Below are 24232 nucleotides of genomic sequence, written 5' to 3'. Positions count from 1 at the left end.
GCCGGGGCTTTAAGATTGAAGTAGGGCGAGCTCTCCGGATGCCGCCCTTTTTTGTGCAAGAGCATTATGCAAAGCAGCAGCAACCTATTTCCTGTCGCCCTGATCAGCGCTGAACGACGCGGTGATCTGAGCGAAGACATCTACCGTTTGAAGCCGGGCAACAGCCCTGACTGGTCCGTGGAAATCGCGGTGACCCGTCTCGGCATGGCCGATGAACCGGCGACACGCGGCGTGCCGGTGATCTTGCTGCACGGCAGCTTCTCCAACCGGCGCTTCTGGTTCTCCCCGAAAGGTCTGGGGCTGGGCGCTTATCTGACGCGTCTGGGGTTCGATGTATGGATCCCGGAAATGCGCGGCCACGGCATGTCCCAGCGCAACGAGGACTATCGCCGCAACCGCGTCGCCGATTACGCCCGTTACGATTTGCCGGCCATCGCCGCGTTCGTGCGTGAACAGAGCGGGCAGATCCCGCACTGGATCGGTCATTCGCTGGGCGGCATTACGCTCGCGGCTGCCCTGGGCGGCGAATACCTCGGCGAACCGGCCGTAGCGTCGGCAGCGTTTTTCGGCACGCAGGTCAGTCGTACCTACTGGCCGCTGAAAATTCCGCCGGTGGAATGGAGCGGGCGTTTCATTCTCAAGCGTTTTGCCCAGTTGTCCGGCTCGCGTCTCAAGCGTGGCCCGGAAGACGAGCCGATCGGCCTCGCGCTGGAAAGCATGCGCTGGTATGGCCTGTTCGGGCGTTTCGGGGACAAGGACAAGGATTGGTGGGCGGGGCTCGCCGATGTCAAGGTGCCGGTGTTGGCCGTGACGGCGGTCGGGGATCATCAGGATCCGGCCTGGGCCTGCCGCAAGTTGTTCGATCAGGTCGGCTCCGAGCACAAGCAATTTATCAATCTGGGTCGTGAACAGGGCTTCAGCGAAAATTTCGGTCATGTCGAAATGTTGGTGAGCAAGGCCGCCCAGGCCGAAGTCTGGCCACTGGTGGCGCGCTGGCTGGCTGACCAGCACACGCCATTACTTGGCGAAAAGATGGATCTGGCGGCGGCAGGATGAGCGGAGGGCTCTGAAAAGGGCATTTCGTTCGGGTCGGCTTGCGGCTAAGATATGACGCATTGGACGGTTCCGGTCACATTTGGTGGCTGTTTCGCTATTACGTTTCAGCCTGTGTTCAGGTTCACTCAGCGACCATTGCATGGACTAAGGTAAACAGCGACCGTCGGATCTCGTTTCAAAAGAGTGCGACATCCTTGATCGTCTTCCTTGTTACAGGAGTTATTCGATGAACCATTACCTCACGCCTGACCTGTGCGACGCCTATCCGGAGCTGGTGCAGGTGCTGGAACCGATGTTCAGCAATTTCGGTGGCCGTGATTCCTTCGGCGGCGAAATCGTGACCATCAAGTGCTTCGAAGACAACTCGCTGGTCAAGGAACAGGTTGAACTCAAGGGCAACGGCAAGGTGCTGGTGGTCGATGGCGGCGGTTCCCTGCGGCGTGCGCTGCTGGGCGACATGCTCGCCGAGAAAGCCTCGAAAAACGGTTGGGAAGGGCTGGTCATCTACGGCTGCATCCGTGATGTGGACGTCATCGCCCAGACCGATCTCGGCGTGCAGGCACTGGCCAGCCACCCGATGAAGACCGACAAGCGGGGTATCGGCGACCTCAACGTGCCGGTGACGTTTGCGGGCGTTACGTTTCATCCGGGCCAATACATCTATGCGGACAACAACGGCGTGATTATCTCGCCGAGCCCGCTGAAGATGCCTGAATAAATCGCGGCAAGCACTGGGGTGAGGATGTTCGAGGAAGAAAACGCGCAATGGGGGCTGGTGCATGCCCTGGTGCTGGATGGTAAAGGCGGTGCGCGTTCGATAGCCCGGACTGAACTCGACGATTTGCAGCTGCAGGCCCATGAAAGCCTGTGGCTGCACTGGGATCGCAGTCACCCGCAGACCCAGACCTGGCTGCGCAAGTCCAGCGGACTGAACGAATTCACCTGCGATCTGCTGCTGGAAGAGAACACCCGTCCACGGCTGTTGCCGCTGCCCGATTCCGAGTTGCTGCTGTTTTTGCGCGGGGTCAACCTCAATCCTGGGGCCGAGCCGGAAGACATGGTCTCGGTACGGATTTTCGCTTCGGCCCAGCGTGTGATTTCCCTGCGTTTGCGCCCATTGCGCGCCACGGATGAACTGCTGGCGATGCTGGGGGAGGGCAAGGGCCCGAAAACGTCGTCCGAACTCATTCTTTATCTTGCGCAATATCTCACCAACAAGGTGCAGGATCTGGTCACTTGCCTCTCGGAAGTGGTCGATGAAGAGGAAGAAAAGCTGGACGCCGACGAACGGTATACCCCCGAGCACGGAGCGGTTTTGCACATCCGTCGTCGAGCCGCCGGACTGAAGCGTTTTCTCGCACCGCAGCGCGATATTTTCGGACAGCTGACGCGAATAAAACTGCCATGGTTCGTCGATGACGACGCGGACTATTGGAACGAATTGAACAACAGCCTGACCCGCTACCTCGAAGAGCTCGAATTGACCCGAGAGCGCGTGGGGCTTGTGCTGGACACCGAAGACCGGCGTTTGAGCGTGCGCATGAATCGCACCATGTACCGCTTCGGGATCATCACCGGGATCTTCTTGCCGATGAGTTTTCTCACCGGCCTGCTGGGGATCAATGTCGGTGGAATTCCACTTTCCGGAAGCCCTTACGGCTTCCTGGTGGCATGCCTGCTGATGGTCCTGGTGGCGCTCGGACAATGGTGGTTGTTCCGCCGATTGCGCTGGGTTTGACGATGGGCCATGTGACCCGACCAAATTTGCCCGCGTCTTTCACAGACATCACGAGAGGTGCGTATGCACGATCCGTTTGAACAGTCTTTGCGCGACATGCTCAACGCCTCGCCGTCCGGCCGCGACGACGATGCCTGCCTGGGCCGCGTACTCAAAACCGCCAACCGCCAGGTCGGCGCCGGTGATCTGTTCAGCCTGCTGGGCCGCTGGCTGCCTGCGCTGATGATCGCCCTGAACAACGGCTCGGCTCATGTCGCGCCGGTTTCCCGTCTCCGTAAACCTACCGCTCGCACTGCTGATAAGGCTGATTGAATATGGAACTTGATCTCTGGACTCAGAGCCTCGTCACGGCAATGACAGCGTTGTGGACCAAAGTCGCTAATTTCATCCCGAACCTGTTCGGCGCACTGGTGGTGCTGCTGTTGGGCTTCGTGGTGGCCAAGTTGCTGGACACATTGCTGTCCAAGCTGCTCGCCAAACTCGGCCTCGACCGCTTGATGGGCGGCACCGGCCTGACCAAACTGATGTCCCGTGCGGGACTGCAAGTGCCGATCTCGACCCTGATCGGAAAAATCGTCTATTGGTTTGTTCTGCTGATTTTCCTGGTTTCTGCGGCAGAATCCCTTGGACTTGAGCGAGTTTCAGCTACGCTGGACATGTTGGCGCTGTATGTGCCAAAAGTTTTCGGCGCCGCGCTGGTGCTGCTGGTGGGTGTATTGCTGGCGCAACTGGCCAACGGACTGGTGCGCGGTGCGGCAGAAGGCGTAGGACTGGACTACGCTTCAGGACTTGGGCGAATTGCCCAGGGCCTGGTGATCATCATCAGTATCTCGGTCGCGATCAGTCAGCTTGAGGTCAAGACCGACCTGCTGAACCATGTGATCGTCATCGTATTGATTACCGTTGGTCTGGCGGTTGCGCTGGCCATGGGCCTGGGAAGCCGGGAAATTGCCGGTCAGATTCTTGCGGGAATCTATGTGCGTGAGTTGTATCAGGTTGGGCAACAAGTGCGTGTTGGCGAGGTCGAAGGTCAGATCGAAGAGATCGGCACGGTTAAAACCACATTGCTGACCGATGAGGGTGAGCTAGTCTCTCTCTCCAATCGGATCCTGCTGGAACAGCATGTGAGTAGCCGCTAACCCGGCAAACCCTGCTAATGTATGCCGCCGCAAAATGCCAGCTGATGCTGGCAGCGGTGGACATTGACCTGACTGTCGGCACGACTTGTTTTGAATAAAGCCCAAACGCTATCCACGCGCTACGACCCCCGCGAGCTCTCTGACGAGGAGTTGGTCGCGCGCTCGCATACCGAGCTGTTTCACGTGACGCGCGCCTATGAAGAACTGATGCGGCGTTACCAGCGGACATTATTTAACGTCTGTGCACGATATCTTGGGAACGATCGCGACGCAGACGATGTCTGTCAGGAAGTGATGTTGAAGGTGCTGTATGGCCTGAAGAACTTCGAGGGCAAATCGAAGTTCAAGACGTGGCTGTATAGCATCACCTACAACGAATGCATCACACAGTATCGGAAGGAACGGCGAAAGCGTCGCTTGATGGACGCACTGAGTCTTGACCCCCTCGAGGAAGCGTCCGAAGAAAAGGCGCCGAAACCCGAGGAGAAGGGCGGACTCGATCGCTGGCTGGTGTATGTGAACCCGATTGACCGTGAAATTCTGGTGCTACGTTTTGTCGCAGAGCTGGAATTTCAGGAGATCGCAGACATCATGCACATGGGTTTGAGTGCGACAAAAATGCGGTACAAACGTGCTCTTGATAAATTGCGTGAGAAATTTGCAGGCATTGCTGAAACTTAGTTCAGCGCAAATATCTCTTACGTGTAGGCAAGTTCTGATAGACTTGCCGCCGAGTTGTCCCCCGGTTTGCGGGACTGCTTCACAATCACCAGATGGGGATTTAACGGATGAAACTGAAAAACACCTTGGGCTTGGCCATTGGTTCTTTGATTGCCGCTACTTCGTTCGGCGCACTGGCACAAGGCCAAGGCGCAGTTGAAGGCGAACTGTTCTACAAGAAGCAGTACAACGACAGCGTTAACCATGTCGAAGACGGCTTCAACCCAGGCGCCTCTATCGGTTACTTCTTGACCGACGACGTGTCGTTGAACTTCACCTACGACAAGAACAACCACACCCGTTCGAACGACGGCACTGGCAGCCAGAAGCTGGATGGCGACAACTTCGGCCTGATCGCTCAGTACCACTTCAACAACGCTGGTGACGCTCTGCGTCCTTACGTTGCTGGCGGTGTGAAGCACGGCAGCCTGACCAACGTAGCCGCTGACGGCCACACCGGTCGCGACCAGTCGACCTACCTGAACGCTGGCGCTGGCGTTAAGTACTACTTCGCTGAAAACTTCTACGCCCGTGCTGGTGTAGACGCTGACTACAAACTGGACAACGGTCGCTGGAACTACGCTCCAGTAATCGGTCTGGGCGTGAACTTCGGTGGCGGCAACAAGCCTGCCGCTGCTCCAGTTCCAGCACCAGCTGAAGTCTGCTCCGACAGCGACAACGATGGCGTTTGCGACAACGTTGACAAGTGCCCGAACACCCCAGCCAACGTAACTGTTGACGCTGATGGCTGCCCGGCAGTTGCTGAAGTTGTTCGTGTAGAGCTGGACGTGAAGTTCGACTTCGACAAGTCGGTCGTCAAGCCAAACAGCTACGCTGACATCAAGAACCTGGCTGACTTCATGAAGCAGTACCCATCGACTCACACCACTGTTGAAGGTCACACTGACTCCGTCGGTCCTGACGCTTACAACCAGAAACTGTCCGAGCGTCGTGCAAACGCCGTTAAGCAAGTTCTGGTTAACCAGTACGGTGTTGAATCGTCCCGCGTTCAGTCGATTGGCTACGGCGAAACCCGTCCAGTTGCTGACAACAAAACCGAAGCTGGCCGCGCCGTTAACCGTCGCGTAGAAGCTCAGGTTGAAGCTCAAGCTAAGTAATTAGCTCGCTGCTTTGAGGAAAGCCCGGCTCAGGCCGGGCTTTTCTTTGTCTGCGATTTGGTAAAACCAGAGGGTCAGGCTGACTGATTGGCGGGCCAGGCGAGCAAACCGGATCGGTCCGCAGAAGCCGCCACTGCACCAATCACCAGAATGGCCGGGCTCTTGAGCTGGAACCTGCAGGCTGCTTCCTCCATCCCCGTCAGATCGCTCCGGCATTCACGTTGTTGTGGCAGGGATGCGTTCTCGATCATCGCCACCGGCGTCTCCATCGCCATTCCGCCTGCCAGCAACTGCTCACGAATTTCGCTGAGCTTGGCCACCCCCATGTAGATCACCAGCGTCGTGCCGCTCTGCGCCAGGGCCTGCCAGTTCACCTGACTGTCATCCTGAGTGTGCGCGGTGACCAGCGTCACCCCCCGCGCTACGCCGCGTAATGTCAGCGGAATGTCACACTGCGTCGCCCCGGCCAGCCCGGCGGTGATGCCATTGACCAGCTCCACTTCAACCCCGCGCTCACGCAGCCACTGCGCTTCCTCGCCGCCACGGCCGAAGATGCAGGGATCGCCGCCCTTGAGGCGCACCACGCATTTGCCCTGGCGCGCATAACGCAGCATCAGCCGATGAATGAACGCCTGTGGCGTCGAGCGACAGCCGCCGCGTTTGCCGACTGGAATGATCCGTGCGGCGGGGCAGTGTTCCAGCACTGCGTCGTTGACCAGATCGTCGATCAGCACCACATCCGCTTCGCGCAAGGCACGTACGGCTTTGAGCGTCAGCAATTCAGGATCGCCAGGACCTGCGCCCACCAGCCAGACTTTTGCGTTCATGGTGTTTTCCTCTTCAGATGACGGCGACCGGCCGCGTTTCGGCGGCCAGCAAACGCTTGATTTCCGGGACGCAGGAACCACATTGCGTGCCGCAGCCCAGTGTGTTTTTCAAACCCTGCAGATCCAGACCTTCTCGAATGCCGGCGCAGACCGCGCTGTGGCTGACGTTTTTGCAATTGCACAGGGTCTTGTCGGCAACGCTCTGCACACCGGCATTGCCCGGCGGCGCACTCATTGGCGCCAGCAGCCAGCGCCGCAGTTGTTCGTCTGCGCGGCCCTCCAGCCACAGGCCTTGCAACCAGTGTCGGGCAAGGGTTTCGCCGGCGAGGCGGATCGCGGTGATTCGCCCGTTTTCGATGCGTACCCGTTTGCCGATCGCCCGGCGCGGATCGTCATAGGCCAGCACCGGGCCGTCGATCAGAGCCAGGCACTGGTCGATTTCGCGCAGCAATTGCGGATCGGGTGCGGCGGCGCTGGCAGTGCGTATCAGCAGCGCCGGCCGCTCGCGACCGACCAGACTGAGGCTGACGTAGGAAAACGCCTCACACAGCGGACGAAGCGCCTCAAAATGCCGCTGAACATCCCCCTCGATCAGTGCGAACAGTTGCCAGGGCAGATTCACCGGTTCCAGGCGTACCCCGCTGTGCTTGAGTTCAGGTTGTTTCGACAGGGGGTCGAAGGCGGGCAGCGTCAGGCAGTTCACGCCGCCCTTGAGAAAACGATCACCCCAATGCATCGGCAGAAACGCCTGACCAGGACGCACGCTGTCATCGCTGCCGACCGCCACGACCACTGCGCCACGACGACTTTTCAGGCTCACCAGATCCCCCGGTTGCAAGCGATGACGGCGCAATTCGTCCGGATGCAGACTCAACACTGCTTCGCTGACATGACCGAACAACTGCGCCGCCGTGCCGGTGCGGCTCATACCGTGCCATTGATCGCGCAGTCGGCCGGTGATCAGGGTCAGGGGAAAACGTGCGTCGCGTTGTTCCTTGGCGGCGCGATAGGGATCGGCAACGAACTGCGCCCGCCCGTTCGCTGTAGGAAAGATCCCGTCGCCATACAGCCGGGCTGTACCTTGGCGGGCGCCAGCGGGGAAGGGCCATTGCTGTGGCCCCAGCTCATCAATCAACCCATGGCTGATCCCCGATAGATCCAGATCGCGCCCCCGGGTCAGTTGTTTGTACTCGTCAAACAACTGCGCCGGTTGCTCGAAAGCAAACAGACCCGGCTGTTGCGGGCGCAGACGTTTCTCCAGGCGCTGTGCGAAATCTACGGTGATCGCCCAGTCCGGACGCGCCTCACCCGGTGCGGCAATGGCTTTGCGGACGTGGGAAATCCGCCGCTCAGAGTTGGTCACCGAGCCTTCTTTCTCGCCCCAACTGGCTGCCGGCAACAGCAGGTCGGCAAACGTTGCGGTTTCGGTGGTGCGAAACGCCTCCTGCAACACCACGAACGGACAGGCTTCCAGCGCCGCGCGGACGGCGTTCTGGTCCGGCATCGATTGTGCGGGGTTGGTGCAGGCAATCCACAGCGCCTTGATCTGGCCGCTGCGCACCTGTTCGAACAGTTCGATGGCGCTGAGGCCGGTGTTTTCCGGCAGCTTATCCACACCCCAATACGCCGCGACTTCTGCGCGGTGCTCTGGATTGGTTACTTCACGATGGCCTGGCAACAGGTTGGAAAGGCTGCCGGTTTCCCGCCCGCCCATGGCGTTCGGCTGACCGGTCAGGGAGAAAGGTCCCGCACCTGGCCGACCGATTTGCCCGGTGGCCAGGTGCAGATTGATCAGCGCGCTGTTCTTCGCGCTGCCGGCGGTTGACTGGTTCAGGCCCATGCACCACAGCGACAGAAAACTCGGCGCGGTGCCGATCCATTCGGCGCATTGCTGCAGCTGCTCGACACTGATCCCGCACAGCTGCGAAACCATGGCCGGGGTGTAATCGCGCACCAGGCTTTTCAGCTCGGCGAGCCCGTCGGTGTGCGCCTTGATGAAGTCGCGGTCGATCCAGTCTTCCCACAACAGCAGATGCAAAATCCCATGGAACAACGCGACATCGGTGCCCGGCAGAATCGCCAGATGCAGGTCGGCGAGGTCGCAAGTGTCGGTGCGCCGAGGGTCGATGACGATGACTTTCATCTGCGGGCGGCGGGATTTGGCCTCTTCGAGGCGGCGAAACAGTACCGGATGGGCGTAGGCCATGTTACTGCCGACGATCATCACGCAATCGCTCAGCTCCAGGTCTTCATAGCTGCACGGTGGTGCGTCGGCACCAAGGCTGCGCTTGTAGCCAACCACCGCCGAAGACATGCACAACCGCGAATTGCTATCGATGTTATTGGTGCCGACCAGCGCCCGCGCCAGTTTGTTGAACGCGTAGTAATCCTCGGTCAGCAACTGCCCGGAGATGTAAAACGCCACGCTGTCCGGGCCGTGTTTAGCGATGGTGTCGGCGAACACATTGGCGGCGTGATCCAGCGCGGTGTCCCAGTCGCAACGACTGCGCGCCAAGCCTTTGCCCAGGCGCAATTCCGGGTACAACGCCCGGGCCGCGAGGTCACCGGTCAGGTGCAGGGTTGAGCCTTTGCTACACAGTTTGCCGAAGTTGGCCGGATGCGCCGGATCGCCGCTGACGCCGAGAATGCGCTCGCCGTCATGCTCGATCAGCACGCCGCAGCCGACCCCGCAATAGCAGCAGGTCGAGGCGGTCGTCTGGCGGTTCATCAGACGGCGTCCCGCAGGGCCAGTTGCACACGGCCGTTTTCCACACGGGCCGGGTGATGGTGCGCGCAGCCGACGTCCGGCGCCTGGGCTTCGCCGGATTGCAGGTCGATCTGCCAGTTGTGCAGTGGGCAGGCCACGCGTTTGCCGTAGATCAGGCCTTGGGACAGCGGGCCGCCCTTGTGCGGGCAGCGGTCATCGAGTGCGAAAACTTCGTCGTCGCTTGTGCGAAAGATCGCAATGTCACCTTTGGGCCCGGCGATGATCCGCGAACCGAGGGCGTTGATTTCTTCCAGGGCACAGATATCGAGCCAGTTCATGCCGGCACCTCCAGGTTTTTAACGGGGATCACGTCGAATTCTTTCTTCAGTTGCGGTTGGGCGAGGCGTTCTTTCCAAGGGTCCTGTTCGAACGACAGGGAGAATTGCAGGCGCTCGTTCAGGGCCTTGCGGCGCTCGGGATCTTCCAGCACGGCCTTCTTGATGTGCTCCATGCCGACCCGTTGCAGGTAGTGCACGGTGCGTTCGAGGTAGAAGGCTTCCTCGCGGTACAGCTGCAGGAACGCGCCGTTGTATTCGCGCACTTCCTCGGCGGTCTTGAGCTTGACGAAGAACTCGGCGACTTCGGTCTTGATCCCGCCGTTGCCACCGATGTACATCTCCCAGCCGGAATCGACGCCGATGATGCCTACGTCCTTGATCCCCGCTTCCGAGCAGTTGCGTGGGCATCCGGAGACCGCCAACTTCACTTTGTGCGGCGACCACATGTTGAACAGGTCATGTTCAAGATCGATGCCCAACTGGGTCGAATTCTGCGTGCCGAAGCGGCAGAACTCGCTGCCGACGCAGGTTTTCACGGTTCGGATCGATTTGCCGTAGGCGTGGCCGGATGGCATGTCGAGGTCTTTCCAGACCCCCGGCAGGTCCTGCTTCTTGATCCCCAACAGGTCGATGCGCTGGCCGCCGGTGACCTTGACCATCGGCACCTGATACTTGTCCGCCACGTCGGCGATCCGCCGCAGTTCCGACGGGTTGGTCACGCCGCCCCACATCCGTGGCACCACTGAATAGGTGCCGTCCTTCTGAATGTTGGCGTGGGCCCGTTCGTTGATCAGACGTGACTGTGGATCGTCCTTGGCTTCGCCGGGCCAGGTGGAAATCAGGTAATAGTTGAGCGCCGGGCGGCAAGTGGCGCAACCGTTCGGGGTGCGCCAGTTGAGGTAGCTCATGGTGCCGGCGATGGTCAGCAAATGCTGTTCGCGAATGGCCTGGCGGATCTGGCCGTGGTTGAGGTCGCTGCATCCGCAGATGGCTTTTTCGCTTTTCGGTTTGACGTCCGCCGCGCCGCCGACGGTGTTGATCAGGATCTGCTCGACCAGCCCGGCGCAGGAGCCGCAGGAGCTGGCGGCCTTGGTGTGTTTCTTCACTTCGTCGACGCTGAACAGGCCGTGTTCCTGAATCGCCTTGACGATGGTGCCCTTGCACACGCCGTTGCAGCCGCAGACTTCGGCGTTGTCGGCCATGCTCATGGCTTTGTCCTGGCCCTGATGTCCTACATCGCCTAAAGCATGCTCCATAGAAGAAGAGCCGCCGAACATCAGGTGATCGCGGATCTGCCGAATGTCGTGATTCTCACGAATCTGCCGGAAATACCAACCACCATCCGCCGTATCGCCGTACAGACAGGCGCCGACCAGCACGTCATCCTTGATCACCAGTTTTTTGTACACCCCGCCGATCGGATCGGAGAGGGTGATGGTCTCGGTGCCTTCGCCGCCCATGAAGTCGCCGGCGGAAAACAGGTCGATGCCGGTGACCTTCAATTTGGTCGAGGTCACCGAGCCCTGATAGCGGGCGAAACCCAGTTGCGCCAAGTGGTTGGCGCAGACCTTGGCCTGTTCGAACAGCGGCGCGACCAGGCCGTAGGCGATGCCGCGATGGCTGGCGCATTCGCCGATGGCATAGATGCGCGGGTCGTAGGTTTGCAGGGTGTCGTTGACCAGAATCCCGCGATTGCACGGGATGCCGGCCTTTTCCGCGAGTTCGGTATTGGGGCGAATGCCAGCGGCCATGACCACCAGATCGGCAGGAATGATGTCGCCGTTCTTGAATTGCACCGAGCCGACGCGACCGTTGCCGGCGTCGTGCAGGGCCTGGGTCTGTTCGCACAGGCGAAAGTGCAGGCCGCGGGATTCGAGGGCGGTTTGCAGGAGCTGGCCGCTGGTCTTGTCCAGTTGCCGCTCCAGCAGCCATTCACCCAGGTGCACCACGGTGACGTGCATGCCGCGCAGCATCAGGCCGTTGGCCGCTTCGAGGCCGAGCAGGCCACCGCCGATCACCACGGCGTGCTTGTGGGTCTTGGCGGTGTCGATCATCGCCTGGGTGTCGGCGATGTCGCGGTAGCCGATCACGCCCTGCAAGGTGTTGCCGGGGATCGGCAGAATGAACGGGGTCGAGCCGGTGGCGATCAGCAAGCGATCGTATTCGGCCTCGGTGCCGTCTTCGGCGATCACACGGCGTTTGACCCGGTCGATCTCCACCACTTTGCGGTTGAGCAGCAGTTTGATGCCGTTTTCCAGGTACCAGTCGAGGTCGTTGAGCACGATCTCTTCGAAGGTCTGTTCGCCGGCCAGCACCGGCGACAGCAGGATGCGGTTGTAGTTGGTGTGCGGTTCGGCGCCGAAGACCGTGATGTCGTACAGCTCGTTGCTCAGTTTCAGCAGTTCTTCCAGGGTGCGGACCCCGGCCATGCCGTTGCCGATCATCACCAGTTTGAGTTTTTTCATCAGGTTCTCCGGGAGCATCGGGCTTGCCTCTTGTGGGCAGTCAGGCCTTGCTCGACAAAATGGCGCAAACAAAAAAGGCGTCCCGCCAGTTACCTAGCGAGGACGCCTTTGTCCTTGTCCCGTTCTCTCGGGAAGCCTGGCCTTCGTCGTTGAAGGTCGGGCTTTATGTCAGTTGGAAACGTTAATGCAGTGGTTGTGCCAATTCGCGCTCAGACACGAATTCATTGGGGTGGGACTGGAATTGGCCAGATGTTCATTGTGGTTTTTGCACTGAATGGAAGCAGTCTGCCCGCTAATGGAGCGTCGGATCAGCCATGAAACAACAGAAACAGCAGCACCAGATTGCCCAGTAGCGCCAGCAGCGCCAGTGTCCGCCAGACCTTCAGCGGCTCCCGCTCGAGCAAGGGACGAGGACGTACATTCAGGCTGCGGCGTTCACCCTGTTCCAGCGTGAGCAGCCATTCTTCAGCGGTTTCATAGCGTTGCAGCGGGTCAGTCGAGACACCACGTTCCAGACACTGCGCCAGCCATTCCGGCAGATCCGGCCGATAACGAGCCGCACTCACCGGCAGCCCGAAACGCGGACGCTGGAAGGCTTCGACTTCTCCGTAGGGAAAATGCCCGGTGAGCAGGAAATACAAGGTTACGCCCACCGCATACAGATCCTGACGAGCCTCGGGCGCATCCCCTCGAAAGGACTCCGGTGCGATATAGCTCGGGGTTCCCGGCAGCGTCGAGGGTGTGTCCTGCGAAAGACCGGGGCAATACGCCAGACCGAAATCCAGCAAACGCAACTCGCCGTCGTCCCCCAGCAGCAGGTTCTCCGGTTTGATGTCGCGGTGCAGAATCTGCCGCCGATGCAGAAGGCCGACGGCCCGCAACAGGCGTTCGGCCAGGTCCTGCCACTGAGCCAGCGGTAGTGGGCCGGCTCGCTCGAACAACTGCGCGAGGGTGATTCCCGAATATTCACGCATCACGTAGTACAAATGCTGACGCTGACTGGCGCTATGGACTTCAGGGAAATGTCGCCCGGCCACGCGTTTGAGAAACCATTCCTCCGCCAGCAGTGCCTGACCTGCGTGGGTATCGTCCGCCAGCCGTGAGGGCAAGGTCTTCAACAGCCACGCCTGGCCTTGGCCATCGAGGACGCGATACAGCAACGATTGCTGGCTTTGGCCGACGATGCCTTGCACCTGCCAGCCCTCGAAGGTCTGACCCGGTTTGAGCGTCGGGGGCAGCGGCCATTGCTGCAACTGAATCAGCGCATCGCCGATGCTCGCTTCCCCCACGGCATCCACCCGCACCAGCAAGGCACTGGCGTTGTCCTGGGCGCCGGCCAGATGCGCGGCGTTGACCAGCGTTTGTGCCGCACTGTGCAGATCCGGTTGATCACGCAGGATCCCGGCGATGGCCGTGTCGCCGAGCGCGGCCCAGACACCGTCGCTGAGCAGCACGAAGCTTTCGCCTTCACGCAGTTCGCCGTCGAGAAAGTCCAGCACCAGATGCTGATCCAGCCCCAGTGCGCGCTTGAGCACGTGCTGCATGCCCGGTTGTTCCCAGACGTGATCCTCGGTGATGCGCTGGAGGGTGTCGGCATGCCAGCGATAGACCCGGCAATCCCCCACATGCGCCAGCGTGAAGCGCCTGCCGCGCAGGACCAGCGCGCTGACGGTGGTGAGCAACGGCTGGCCACCGCCATTGGCTTGCAACCAGCGATTTTGCGCGAGCAACAGGCGATCCAGCGCCTGGGCCACGCTCCAGGTCTGCGGGGTGGCGTAGTAGTCCAGCGCCAACGCCTGCAAGGTCGAGCGCGCAGCCAGACCGCCATCGGCGCACTGGCTGACGCCGTCGGCGATGGCGAACAGGAAACCCTTGCTGGCGGCCAGCGCCGGGGCCGGAGTGACCAGGCGCAAGGCGTCCTGATTCTCCGCGCGGGGGCCGGTGGCGCTGGCTTCAGCGAAGCTCAGTCGCAGTGCCATGCGGGCCTCAGACCCGGGCGGCGGTCACGGCCGCCGAACCCCAGGTGGTTCTCCAGCGACGTTTGACCCCATGCAGGCCGAACCACGCCAAAACGCCAAGGCTGGCGAACAACCACAGCGCCAGTTGATAGCTGCCGGTGCTCTGTTTGATCGCGCCCATGCCCGCCGCCAAAGCAAAACCGCCGATGCCGCCGGCCATGCCGATCAGCCCGGTCATCACGCCGATCTCCCGGCGAAAGCGCTGTGGCACCAGTTGGAACACCGCGCCGTTACCCGCGCCAAGACCGAGCATGGTGCAGACGAAAAGCGCCAGCGCCGCGTAGGAACTGGGCAGGTTGAATCCGACCGCTGCGATGCAGACCGCCGCCACCGTGTACATCGCCAGCAAGGTGCGAATCCCGCCGAAACGGTCAGCCAGCGCGCCGCCCAGCGGTCGCATCAGGCTGCCACCGAACACGCAGGCGGCTGTGTAGTAACCGGCGGTGACCGGGCTCAGGCCGTATTGATCGTTGAAGTAACCGGGCAGGGCGCTGGCCAGGCCGATGAAACCGCCGAAGGTGACGCTGTAGAAAAACATGAACCACCAACTGTCGCGGTCGCCCAGAGCTTTGAAGTAGTCAGCCATGGATTTGGCCTTTGGCCGCTCCGGCGCGTTTTTCGCCAGCCAGGCAAACAGTACCAGGGTCAGGATCAGCGGAATCAGGGCGAAACCGAACACGTTGCTCCAGCCGAACGCCGCTGCCAGTACCGGGGCGATCAGCGCCGCGAATACGGTGCCGGAGTTGCCGGCGCCGGCAATGCCCATCGCCTTGCCCTGATGCTCCGGCGGATACCACTGCGAGGCCAGCGGCAGCGCCACGGCGAATGAAGCGCCGGCCATGCCGAGGAACAGGCCAAGCAACAAGGCTTGCTCGTAACTGTGGATGCCGAGTTTCCAGGCGCCGAACAGCGCGCAGATCACGATCACCTGGCCGATCAGCCCGGCGGTTTTCGGCGACAGGCGATCGGCAAGCATGCCCATCGCAAAGCGCAGCGCGGCGCCGGCCAGAATCGGCGTGGCCACCACGAGGCCGCGTTGTTGGGTGGTCAGGTGCAGGTCAGCGGCGATTTGTACCGCCAGAGGGCCGAGCAGGTACCAGACCATGAAACTCAGATCGAAATACAGGAAGGCCGCGAACAGGGTCGGGGTGTGGCCGGATTTCCAGAAGCTTTTATTCATCGCGCACCTCAGCGGTAGAGAATCTCGGGAAGGAATCAGAACCAGCACAGTGGGGCGCCGCCACGGCCGCACCACCGGCCCCGGTCAATGGGGCCAAAACGCAAAAACGCCGCTACCCGGATCGCCGAAAGGGGCGAAGAAGGTGAGCGACGTCTTTGTCGTGGGTGGGGCAACCGCCGTTGGTTACCTGTAGGGATTGCTTAGCGAGATTTGTGCCAGCTCAGCCAAGCAACTCGCTCATCGCGATGATCTGTTCGGCGACCTGGATCAGTTTCTGCTGGCGGCTCATGGCCTGGCGGCGCATCAGGGTGTAGGCCTCTTCTTCGTTGCAATCCTTCATTTTCATCAGCAACCCCTTGGCCAGTTCGATGCGCTTGCGTTCGGCCAGTTGCTGGTCGCGGGCCTGAAGCTGGGCGCGCAAGGCCTGATCGCTCTCGAAACGGGCCATGGCCACGTCGAGAATCGGCTGCAGGCGTTGTGCGTGAATGCCCTCGACGATGTAGGCACTGACCCCGGACTTGATCGCCTGACGCATCACGCCGGGGTCGTGCTCGTCGGTGAACATCACGATCGGCCGGGGCTGGTCGCGGCTGACCAGCACCACTTGTTCCATCACATCGCGGCTCGGTGACTCGGTATCGATCAGGATCACGTCCGGACGCACCGTTTCGACGCGCGCCGGCAGGTCGATGGTCAGGCCCGACTCGTCGATCACCTCGAAACCGGCCTCGGTCAGCGCGGCTTTCAGGCGCCCGACTTTTTTCGCGGTGTCGTTGATCAGCAGAATGCGCAGCATGTTCGCGGTCTCCTGTCAGCGCTGGGCGAGAAGGGGCGCGCTGTCGCTCAGCGCGTGGAGCTTGAAGCTCCGGGCATAGGCGGCCGGATCGCTGCCGTCCCAGATCTTGCCGTCGATCAACTGGCTGCTGCGCATGTCTTTGCCCCAGGCCGCGACGCCCACGGCAGTCGCCGCGTCGCGATAGATCTCCAGTTGTTGCACCTGCCGGGCGACGGCGAGGTAATCCGGGTCATCGCGCAGCAAACCCCAGCGGCGGAACTGGGTCATGAACCACATGCCGTCCGACAGGTAAGGCAGGTTTACCGCGCCATCGCCATGAAAGCGCAGGGCGTGCGGGTCCTGCCAGCGATTGCCCAGGCCGTCGTCGTAGTCGCCGAGAAAGCGCGGTTCGATGCAGGACACCGGGGCGTCGAGGTATTCCGCTGCGCTCAGCAACTGGGCGGTGCTGCGGCGGTTTTCCGGGCTCTCTTCGATGAAACGGCTGGCTTCGAGGATCGCCATCACCAGCGCGCGGGCGGTGTTGGGGTATTGCTCGACGAAGGCGCGGGTGCAGCCGAGAACTTTTTCCGGGTGATCGGGCCAGATGGTCTGGCTGGTGGCCAGCGTGAAGCCGAGATTCTGTTGCACGGCGCTGGCGGCCCACGGCTCGCCGACGCAGAAACCGTCGATGCGACCGGCCTGCAGGTGCGCAACCATTTGTGGCGGCGGCACGACCACGCTGTCGACATCCTGCAACGGATGAATGCCCTGGCTCGCCAGCCAGTAATACAGCCACATGGCATGGGTGCCGGTCGGAAAGGTCTGGGCGAAGGTCAGTTTTGCGCGGGTTTGGTGCACATGGTGGTGCAACGCTTCAGGACCGGTCACGCCCAGGCCCTGCAAACCGTGGGACAGGTTGAGGCTCTGACCGTTCTGGTTCAGGCCCATCAGCACCGCCATGTCGGTCGGCGCGACGCCGCCGATGCCCAGATGCACCGCGTAGATCAGGCCGTAGAGGCTGTGGGCGGCATCGAGTTCGCCGCTGACCAGATTGTGCCGCAGGTTGGCCCAGGAACTCTGGCGCTTGAGGTTCAGGGTCAGGCCGTAAGGCTGGGCAAAGCCCTGGGTGGCCGCGACCACCAGCGAGGCGCAGTCGCTCAGGGCCATGAAGCCCAGGTTGATCGCGCTTTTTTCCGGGGCATCGCTGCCGTTGACCCAGGCCAGCGGCCCGGCGGAGGTTTGAGTCATGAAAGCCACCCTCAAAAAAAACGCCGTCCCAGGCTTTGCCCGCGCAAAACCGAGAGACGACGCCATTGTCCTTGCCTGCACGCCACCATTGGCCTGCAGGCTGATGCCGAGGAAGGTGCAAGGCATATGCCATGCGCACCGATTTACCCGTGCGCCTCGCGCGGCGGGACGATGCCCGGCTATAATCGCCGCCTCTTTTCGCCGCCCGAGTCATAGCCGCCCATGTACACCCTGGCCCGTCAGCTGTTGTTCAAACTTTCCCCGGAAACCTCCCACGATCTGTCGCTGGATCTGATCGGCGCGGGCGGGCGTTTGGGCCTCAACGGCTTGCTGTGCAAGGCGCCGGCGTCGCTGCCGGTGACTGTCATGGGCCTGCAGTTCCCGAATCCTGTGGGTCTGGCGGCCGGTCTGGACAAGAACGGCGCGGCCATCGACGGCTTCGCCCAGCTGGGGTTCGGTTTTGTCGAAATCGGCACCGTGACCCCGCGTCCGCAGCCGGGCAACCCGAAACCACGGATTTTTCGCCTGCCGGAAGCCGAGGCGATCATCAACCGCATGGGTTTCAACAACCTCGGTGTGGATAACCTGCTGGCGCGGGTGGCGGCGGCCAAATACAAGGGCGTGCTGGGGATCAACATCGGCAAGAACTTCGACACCCCGGTCGAGCGCGCGGTGGATGACTACCTGATCTGCCTGGACAAGGTCTACGCCCACGCCAGCTACGTCACGGTCAACGTCAGCTCGCCGAACACCCCGGGCCTGCGCAGCCTGCAATTCGGCGATTCGCTCAAGCAATTGCTGGCGGACCTGGCTACGCGCCGCGCCGAACTGGCCCTGCGTCACGGCAAACATGTACCACTGGCGATCAAGATCGCGCCGGACATGACCGACGAAGAAACCGCGCAAGTCGCCCAGGCGCTGATCGAAACCGGGATGGACGCGGTGATCGCCACCAACACCACCCTCAGCCGCGTGGGCGTCGAAGGCATGGAACACGGCGACGAGGCGGGCGGTCTGTCCGGCGCGCCGGTGCGTGAAAAGAGCACCCACACCGTGAAAGTGCTGGCGTCCGAGCTGGGTGGCAAACTGCCGATCATCGCGGCGGGCGGTATCACCGAAGGCAAGCATGCGGCCGAGAAGATCGCTGCTGGCGCGAGTCTGGTGCAGATCTACTCCGGCTTCATCTACAAGGGCCCGGCGCTGATCCGCGAATCCGTGGACGCCATCGCCGCCAAGCGCTGATCGGCGGACATGAAAGGCAGGCATAAAAAAGGGCTCCTCGAAGGAGCCCCTGGGCCGTAGCCCGCCGTCCGGGAAGGACGTGCATGGTGATCAGGTTGTTACGAAATCAGATTGTCGTGTCGCAATAAGTGCCCTGTGTCAGCCGACGGCGTGAAGTTCGTTGAGTCTGTGGATTCCCGCAGTGCCGGTCATACCGTCCCAGTTGTCGCCGCGTCCTTCTCGCCAGCCGTTGATCCAGGCTTGACGTACCGACGGTAGAGTAAATGGGCAAAGCTCACGGGATTTGCCACCAACGCCATATTGATATCCGCGCAAAAATGCTCTTTCCAACGGATCACGCTTAAGTCTTCTCATAGGGTGTTTCCCTCACTTGTTGACTGTTTTTGTCGCGTCGACCTCAATTGAGGTCTGGCAGAAAAACTCTGCCGTTGGCGGCTCGCTGCCGGCGTGGCGAGCCAAGGTGTTGACGCCGTTGCGACGTCAACCTGTGTCCAGTTCTAACCAATGAGTCACATCGATGGAATGACCGTTTTGTCATAAGGACGTAACGAAAAAGATGCTATTGCCATAAGTAACCGCGTATTTATCCAGTGTTCGTTGGCCAAACCCCGGTATGATCGGCCCCGCGCTGGATGATGAGGTTAATCCTTTAGTGAGAATGACCCACGTTTACTCTGGGGTACTATTCGACGAAGGGTTGCTTTGAGTCATTTTGTTGCATCAACTTTTTTATCTGTCCCGGCATCTAAGCTCTTTTAACCCGAGCAGCGGGGATGGAACGGCACACCTTCGTGCCACGCGGGCGCTCTTGTAGAAAAGCGCCTGATTGAAAACCGGATCGGCAATGCGTTGCCGGTTCATCAGCCAAAGGCTCTGGAAAAACCATGTCCGACCGTTTCGAACTCTTCCTCACTTGCCCCAAAGGCCTTGAAGGCCTGCTCATCGAGGAAGCCGTCGGGCTTGGCCTTGAAGAAGCTCGCGAGCACACTTCCGCCGTGCGTGGCATGGCGACCATGGAAACCGCTTATCGCCTGTGCCTCTGGTCGCGTCTGGCCAACCGGGTGCTGCTGGTGCTCAAACGCTTCCCGATGAAAGACGCCGAAGACCTGTACCACGGCGTACTCGACGTCGACTGGCAGGATCACATGCTGGCCGACGGTACCCTGGCCGTGGAATTCAGCGGCCATGGTTCGGGCATCGACAACACCCACTTCGGCGCCTTGAAGGTCAAGGACGCCATCGTCGACAAGCTGCGCACCCCGCAGGGCGACCGTCCAAGCATCGACAAGCTCAACCCGGACCTGCGCATTCATCTGCGCCTGGATCGCGGCGAAGCGATTCTGTCCCTCGACCTCTCCGGTCACAGCCTGCACCAGCGCGGTTATCGCTTGCAGCAGGGCGCTGCGCCGCTGAAGGAAAACCTCGCGGCCGCGATCCTGATCCGTTCCGGCTGGCCACGCATTGCCGCCGAAGGTGGGGCGCTGGCTGACCCGATGTGCGGTGTCGGCACGTTCCTGGTCGAAGCCGGCATGATCGCCGCCGACATGGCGCCGAACCTGCGTCGCGAACAGTGGGGCTTCACCGCCTGGCTCGGTCACGTACCGGCGCTGTGGAAAAAACTGCATGAAGAAGCCGTCGAACGCGCCGCCGCCGGTCTGGCCAAGCCGCCGCTGTGGATCCGTGGTTATGAAGCCGACCCACGGCTGATTCAGCCGGGCCGCAACAACGTCGAGCGCGCCGGCCTGAGCGAATGGATCAAGATCTATCAGGGCGAAGTCGCCACCTTCGAACCGCGCCCGGACCAGAACCAGAAAGGCCTGGTCATCTGCAACCCGCCGTACGGCGAGCGTCTGGGCGATGAAGCCAGCCTGTTGTACCTCTACCAGAACCTTGGCGAGCGTCTGCGTCAGGCCTGCCTGAACTGGGAAGCGGCGGTGTTCACCGGCGCGCCGGACCTGGGCAAGCGCATGGGTATCCGCAGCCACAAACAGTATTCGTTCTGGAACGGCGCGCTGCCATGCAAGCTGCTGTTGATCAAAGTGCTGCCGGACCAGTTCGTCACCGGCGAGCGTCGTACCCCGGAGCAACGTCAGGCCGAGCGCGAGCAAGCCGCTTACGATCAGACGCCGAACGAGCCGCAAGAGCGCAAGTTCAACAAGAACGGCAACCCGATCAAACCGACGCCGGCCCCGGCGCCTGTGATCGAGCAGCCGCGCCTGAGCGAAGGCGGGCAGATGTTTGCCAACCGCCTGCAGAAGAATCTCAAGGCGATGGGCAAGTGGGTCAAGCGCGAAGGCATCGACTGCTACCGCGTCTACGATGCGGACATGCCGGAATACGCCATGGCCATCGACCTCTATCACGACTGGGTGCACGTCCAGGAATACGCCGCGCCGAAGTCGATCGACCCGGAAAAAGCCTCGATCCGCATGTTCGACGCCCTGGCGGCCATTCCGCAGGCGCTGAACATCGACAAAAGCCGCGTGGTGGTCAAGCGCCGCGAGCGGCAGAGCGGCACCAAGCAGTACGAGCGTCAGGCTGCCCAAGGCAAATTCAATGAAGTGACCGAGGGTGGCGTGAAGTTGCTGGTCAACCTCACCGACTACCTCGACACCGGGCTGTTCCTCGATCACCGGCCGATGCGCATGCGGATTCAGAAAGAGGCCGCCGGCAAGCGCTTCCTCAACCTGTTCTGCTACACCGCGACCGCCAGTGTGCACGCAGCCAAGGGCGGCGCGCGCAGCACCACCAGTGTCGACTTGTCGAAAACCTACCTCGACTGGGCGCGCCGCAACCTGTCGCTCAATGGCTTCTCCGACAAGAACCGTCTGGAGCAGGGCGATGTGATGGCGTGGCTGGAGAACTGCCGGGAAGAGTACGACCTGATCTTCATCGATCCGCCGACCTTCTCCAACTCCAAGCGCATGGAAGGGATCTTCGACGTGCAGCGTGACCAGGTGCAACTGATCGACCTGGCCATGGCCCGCCTGGCCAGCGGCGGGGTGTTGTACTTCTCCAACAACTTCCGCAAGTTCCAGCTGGAAGACAACCTGGCCGAGCGCTACGCGGTCGAGGAAATCACCGCCAGCACCATCGACCCGGATTTCGCCCGCAACGGCAAGATCCACCGCGCCTGGAAAATCACGGCCCGTTGACACTCTGAGCAGTTGGATCCACAGAGCCTTGATTTTTAAGGCTCTTGGATCCCATCAGAGCTAGCCAAATTAGTGGCTAATAGCTATAACTCACTCACGGCCAACGGGGTTATCCCGCTAGTACTGGCGTAGTGAGTGGCCCATATGTCGTTGCACCCCGTGCGCCCAAAGATCCTGGGTTTCATCAGCGAAGAAGTCTCGGCCTGGCTGGTCGCGCTGCTGGTATTGCTCGCCGGCGGGATTCTCACGGGGCTGCTGGCCTGGGCCACCCTCAATCAGTTTCACAGCCAGTTGCGCCAGCGTTTTCAATTGCTGGCCAATGAGCGCTACAGCCGCATCGAAGAACGTTTTCAGGATCAGGAGCAACGCCTCGACGGCCTGCGCCGGTTCTTCGCCAACTCTGAATCGGTGTCCCGCGCCGAATTCGACGGCTACACCCATCCTTTATTGCTGCGCACCCAGGCCTATTCGTTCGCCTTGCGGGTGAGCGGTGCCGAGCGCGCCGCGTTCGAGCAGCGGGTGCGTGACGAAGGCCTGAGCACCTTCAGCGTGCGCGAACTCAATGCCCGCGGCGAGCTGCAACTGGCCGCGGCCCGGGATGAATACGTGGTGGTGTTGTACAGCCAGACCCAGAGCCGGCTCGGCTCGCCGTTGGGTTACGACCTGCTGGCACAACCGTTGCGCCGCACCACTCTGGAGCGCGCCGACCAGCTTCGCGGCCTGGCAGTGTCGCAGCCAATGCATCTGGTGGGTATCGAGCCGGCTTACGCCCGCGGCGTATTGTTGGTGGCGCCGGTGCTGCGCGAAGGCGAGCCCAGATCATACGGCTACGTGATGGCCGTCATCAGCATGCGTCAGCTGCTGGCGGACGGTTTGCCGGATCCCCCTCATGACTACCTTTCGGTGCGCATCCTCGATCTGTCCACCAACGACCAGCATGAGGTGCTGTTCGAGTCGACCAATGATCCGGCGCCCAGCGATCTGTCGACCACGCGGCTGGTGCGCATGGCCGACCATGACTATCAGGTCGATATCTCGCCCAGCGAGGCTTTTTTGCAGGCTAACCATTCGTCGGTCGGCAGTGTGGTCATTCTGGGTGGCTTGCTCAGTCTGCTGCTCAGTGCGCTGCTGTATGTGCTGGTCAGTCAGCGTCAGCGGGCCTTGCGCATGGTCGAGTTGCGCACTCAGGAGCTGCATGAGCGCGAGCAGGAACTGCGGGGCACCCATGGCCAGTTGCGCGGGGTGCTTAACGCGGCGACGCAAGTGGCGATCATCGCCACCGACCTGCGCGGTGTAATCAACACATTCAATCCCGGTGCGGAGCAGATGCTGGGCTACGGCAGCGCCGAGGTCATCGGCCACATGACGCTGGAAAACCTGCATTTCCCCCGGGAGCTGGTCACCCGTGCGGCGGAGCTGAGCGCCCGCTATGGCAAGGCCATCCCGACCTGCCAGGCGATGCTGGTGGAGGGCGGCGAAGTCGGCGGGCATGAGGCGCGCGAGTGGACGCTGGTGCGCAAGGATGGCAGTCATCTGCCGGTGAACATGCTGGCCACCCCAGTCCTGGACGAGCAGGGGCTGTGGGTCGGGCACCTGGCGATCTGCATCGACATCACCGAACGCAAGCGCGTACACGAAGCGCTGGCGGCGCGGGACCTGCTGTTGAAGAAACTCAGTGCTCACGTTCCCGGAGGCATCTATCAGTTCAAGATGGAATTCGACGGGAGCTTCAGCGTGATCTACGCCAGCGAGGGCATCCGCGAGATCTACGAGCTGGAACCTGACGTGCTGCTGCTCAATGCCGAATCCATCTTTACCCGGATTCATCCGCAGGATGTCAGCCGCGTGCGCAAGTCGATCCGTGCCTCGGCGGATAACCTCAGCCCGTGGCGCGAGGAGTACCGCGTGCAATTGCCCGAGCGCGGCCTGCGCTGGGTGCGCGGCGAAGCGACCCCGGAGGAACTGCCGGGCGGTGGCGTGCTCTGGCATGGCTACATCTCGGACATCTCCGACCTGAAGCGCGTGGAGGAAGAACTGCGCGCACTGTCGGTGACTGATTCACTGACCGGCATCCACAACCGGCGCTATTTCCAGGAACGTCTGACGACCGAAATGGCCCGGGTCGAGCGTGGAGGTGGCGAACTGTCGGTGATCATGCTCGATATCGATCATTTCAAACGGATCAACGATCAGTACGGCCATGCAGTCGGCGACCGGGTGTTACAGGCGGTGTGCGAGCGCATCGGCCATCGGCTGCGGCGTACCGACGTGTTCTGTCGCTTGGGCGGTGAAGAGTTCATGGTGCTGTGCCCGGACATCGACGGTGATCATGCGTACATGCTGGCCGTGGAGTTGTGGCAAGGCCTGCGCGGGGCGCCGGTGGATGTGGTCGGTGTGGTAACGGCGAGTTTCGGGATTGCCAGCTGGCGGCCGGGGGAGGGCGCTGATTCGCTGTTGTTGCGGGCGGATTCAGGGGTTTATGCGGCGAAGCAGGGCGGGCGGGATC

The 24232-nt window shown here is 61.4% G+C and carries 19 protein-coding genes; 10 read left to right on the top strand and 9 right to left on the bottom strand.

Features of this window, described 5'->3' with window-relative positions; translation table 11 throughout:
* Window positions 1-66: 66 nt before the first annotated feature.
* From J5M72_RS27345 to J5M72_RS27315, 7 genes are all read left to right on the top strand, one after another.
* Window positions 67-1056 carry an alpha/beta fold hydrolase gene (locus J5M72_RS27345; RefSeq protein WP_207868024.1) on the top strand — a complete coding sequence of 330 codons (990 nt, stop codon included), beginning with the start codon at window positions 67-69 and terminating at the stop codon, window positions 1054-1056.
* Between the two features lie 226 nt (window positions 1057-1282).
* On the top strand, window positions 1283-1774 hold the full coding sequence (gene rraA, locus J5M72_RS27340) for a ribonuclease E activity regulator RraA (RefSeq protein WP_065259739.1): 492 nt from the start codon (window positions 1283-1285) through the stop codon (window positions 1772-1774).
* 24 nt (window positions 1775-1798) lie between these two features.
* Window positions 1799-2794: a zinc transporter ZntB gene (locus J5M72_RS27335; RefSeq protein WP_169429559.1), complete on the top strand. Its 996-nt coding sequence runs from the start codon at window positions 1799-1801 to the stop codon at window positions 2792-2794.
* Between the two features lie 63 nt (window positions 2795-2857).
* Window positions 2858-3106, top strand: coding sequence for a CrfX protein (locus tag J5M72_RS27330; RefSeq protein ID WP_085700244.1), 249 nt, complete (start codon window positions 2858-2860; stop codon window positions 3104-3106).
* Between the two features lie 2 nt (window positions 3107-3108).
* Entirely contained in the window at window positions 3109-3933 is an 825-nt protein-coding gene (locus J5M72_RS27325) for a mechanosensitive ion channel domain-containing protein (protein WP_065259736.1), read from the top strand.
* Between the two features lie 90 nt (window positions 3934-4023).
* Window positions 4024-4614, top strand: a complete 591-nt coding sequence (gene sigX / locus J5M72_RS27320; RefSeq protein WP_011333251.1) for an RNA polymerase sigma factor SigX — start codon at window positions 4024-4026, stop codon at window positions 4612-4614.
* A gap of 107 nt (window positions 4615-4721) precedes the next feature.
* Window positions 4722-5771 carry an OmpA family protein gene (locus tag J5M72_RS27315; RefSeq protein WP_085711904.1) on the top strand — a complete coding sequence of 350 codons (1050 nt, stop codon included), beginning with the start codon at window positions 4722-4724 and terminating at the stop codon, window positions 5769-5771.
* A gap of 74 nt (window positions 5772-5845) precedes the next feature.
* Here J5M72_RS27315 and cobA read toward each other — a convergent pair whose 3' ends face one another.
* The 8 genes from cobA to J5M72_RS27275 form a co-directional block, all read right to left on the bottom strand.
* On the bottom strand, window positions 5846-6598 hold the full coding sequence (cobA, locus tag J5M72_RS27310) for a uroporphyrinogen-III C-methyltransferase (protein WP_169429561.1): 753 nt from the start codon (window positions 6596-6598) through the stop codon (window positions 5846-5848).
* 13 nt (window positions 6599-6611) lie between these two features.
* Window positions 6612-9326, bottom strand: a complete 2715-nt coding sequence (locus J5M72_RS27305) for a nitrate reductase (protein WP_207868021.1) — start codon at window positions 9324-9326, stop codon at window positions 6612-6614.
* Window positions 9326-9643: a nitrite reductase small subunit NirD gene (nirD, locus tag J5M72_RS27300; RefSeq protein WP_007951992.1), complete on the bottom strand. Its 318-nt coding sequence runs from the start codon at window positions 9641-9643 to the stop codon at window positions 9326-9328. The genes J5M72_RS27305 and nirD overlap by 1 nt, the downstream gene beginning before the upstream one ends.
* Window positions 9640-12108, bottom strand: coding sequence for a nitrite reductase large subunit NirB (nirB, locus tag J5M72_RS27295; RefSeq protein ID WP_169429563.1), 2469 nt, complete (start codon window positions 12106-12108; stop codon window positions 9640-9642). Before nirB ends, nirD begins: the two co-directional genes overlap by 4 nt.
* Window positions 12109-12416: 308 nt before the next feature.
* On the bottom strand, window positions 12417-14087 hold the full coding sequence (locus J5M72_RS27290; protein WP_207868019.1) for a bifunctional protein-serine/threonine kinase/phosphatase: 1671 nt from the start codon (window positions 14085-14087) through the stop codon (window positions 12417-12419).
* 7 nt (window positions 14088-14094) lie between these two features.
* On the bottom strand, window positions 14095-15306 hold the full coding sequence (locus tag J5M72_RS27285; RefSeq protein WP_169429565.1) for a nitrate/nitrite transporter: 1212 nt from the start codon (window positions 15304-15306) through the stop codon (window positions 14095-14097).
* Between the two features lie 220 nt (window positions 15307-15526).
* Window positions 15527-16102: an ANTAR domain-containing protein gene (locus tag J5M72_RS27280; protein WP_007916390.1), complete on the bottom strand. Its 576-nt coding sequence runs from the start codon at window positions 16100-16102 to the stop codon at window positions 15527-15529.
* 15 nt (window positions 16103-16117) lie between these two features.
* Window positions 16118-17329 (bottom strand): CmpA/NrtA family ABC transporter substrate-binding protein, encoded by a 1212-nt coding sequence (locus J5M72_RS27275; RefSeq protein WP_207868016.1) that lies wholly within the window; start codon window positions 17327-17329, stop codon window positions 16118-16120.
* A 222-nt stretch (window positions 17330-17551) separates the two neighbouring features.
* Between J5M72_RS27275 and J5M72_RS27270 the strand changes: the two genes are divergently transcribed.
* Window positions 17552-18571, top strand: coding sequence for a quinone-dependent dihydroorotate dehydrogenase (locus J5M72_RS27270; protein ID WP_169429567.1), 1020 nt, complete (start codon window positions 17552-17554; stop codon window positions 18569-18571).
* Window positions 18572-18709: 138 nt separating this feature from the next.
* On the opposite strand, the gene J5M72_RS27265 is transcribed toward J5M72_RS27270, so the two are convergent.
* Window positions 18710-18925, bottom strand: a complete 216-nt coding sequence (locus tag J5M72_RS27265; protein WP_003223300.1) for a ribosome modulation factor — start codon at window positions 18923-18925, stop codon at window positions 18710-18712.
* Between the two features lie 530 nt (window positions 18926-19455).
* On the opposite strand from J5M72_RS27265, the gene rlmKL reads away from it, so the two are divergent.
* Together rlmKL and J5M72_RS27255 are read left to right on the top strand one after the other, a co-directional pair.
* On the top strand, window positions 19456-21726 hold the full coding sequence (gene rlmKL / locus J5M72_RS27260; protein ID WP_207868014.1) for a bifunctional 23S rRNA (guanine(2069)-N(7))-methyltransferase RlmK/23S rRNA (guanine(2445)-N(2))-methyltransferase RlmL: 2271 nt from the start codon (window positions 19456-19458) through the stop codon (window positions 21724-21726).
* Between the two features lie 144 nt (window positions 21727-21870).
* The coding region (locus J5M72_RS27255) for a diguanylate cyclase (RefSeq protein WP_207868012.1) at window positions 21871-24232 on the top strand (2362 nt) is incomplete at its 3' end.

The organism is Pseudomonas sp. 58(2021) (assembly GCF_017491585.1).
In the GTDB taxonomy this organism is placed as follows: Bacteria; Pseudomonadota; Gammaproteobacteria; order Pseudomonadales; family Pseudomonadaceae; genus Aquipseudomonas; species Aquipseudomonas fluorescens_BT.
This window is presented reverse-complemented; position numbering and strand designations above follow the sequence as displayed.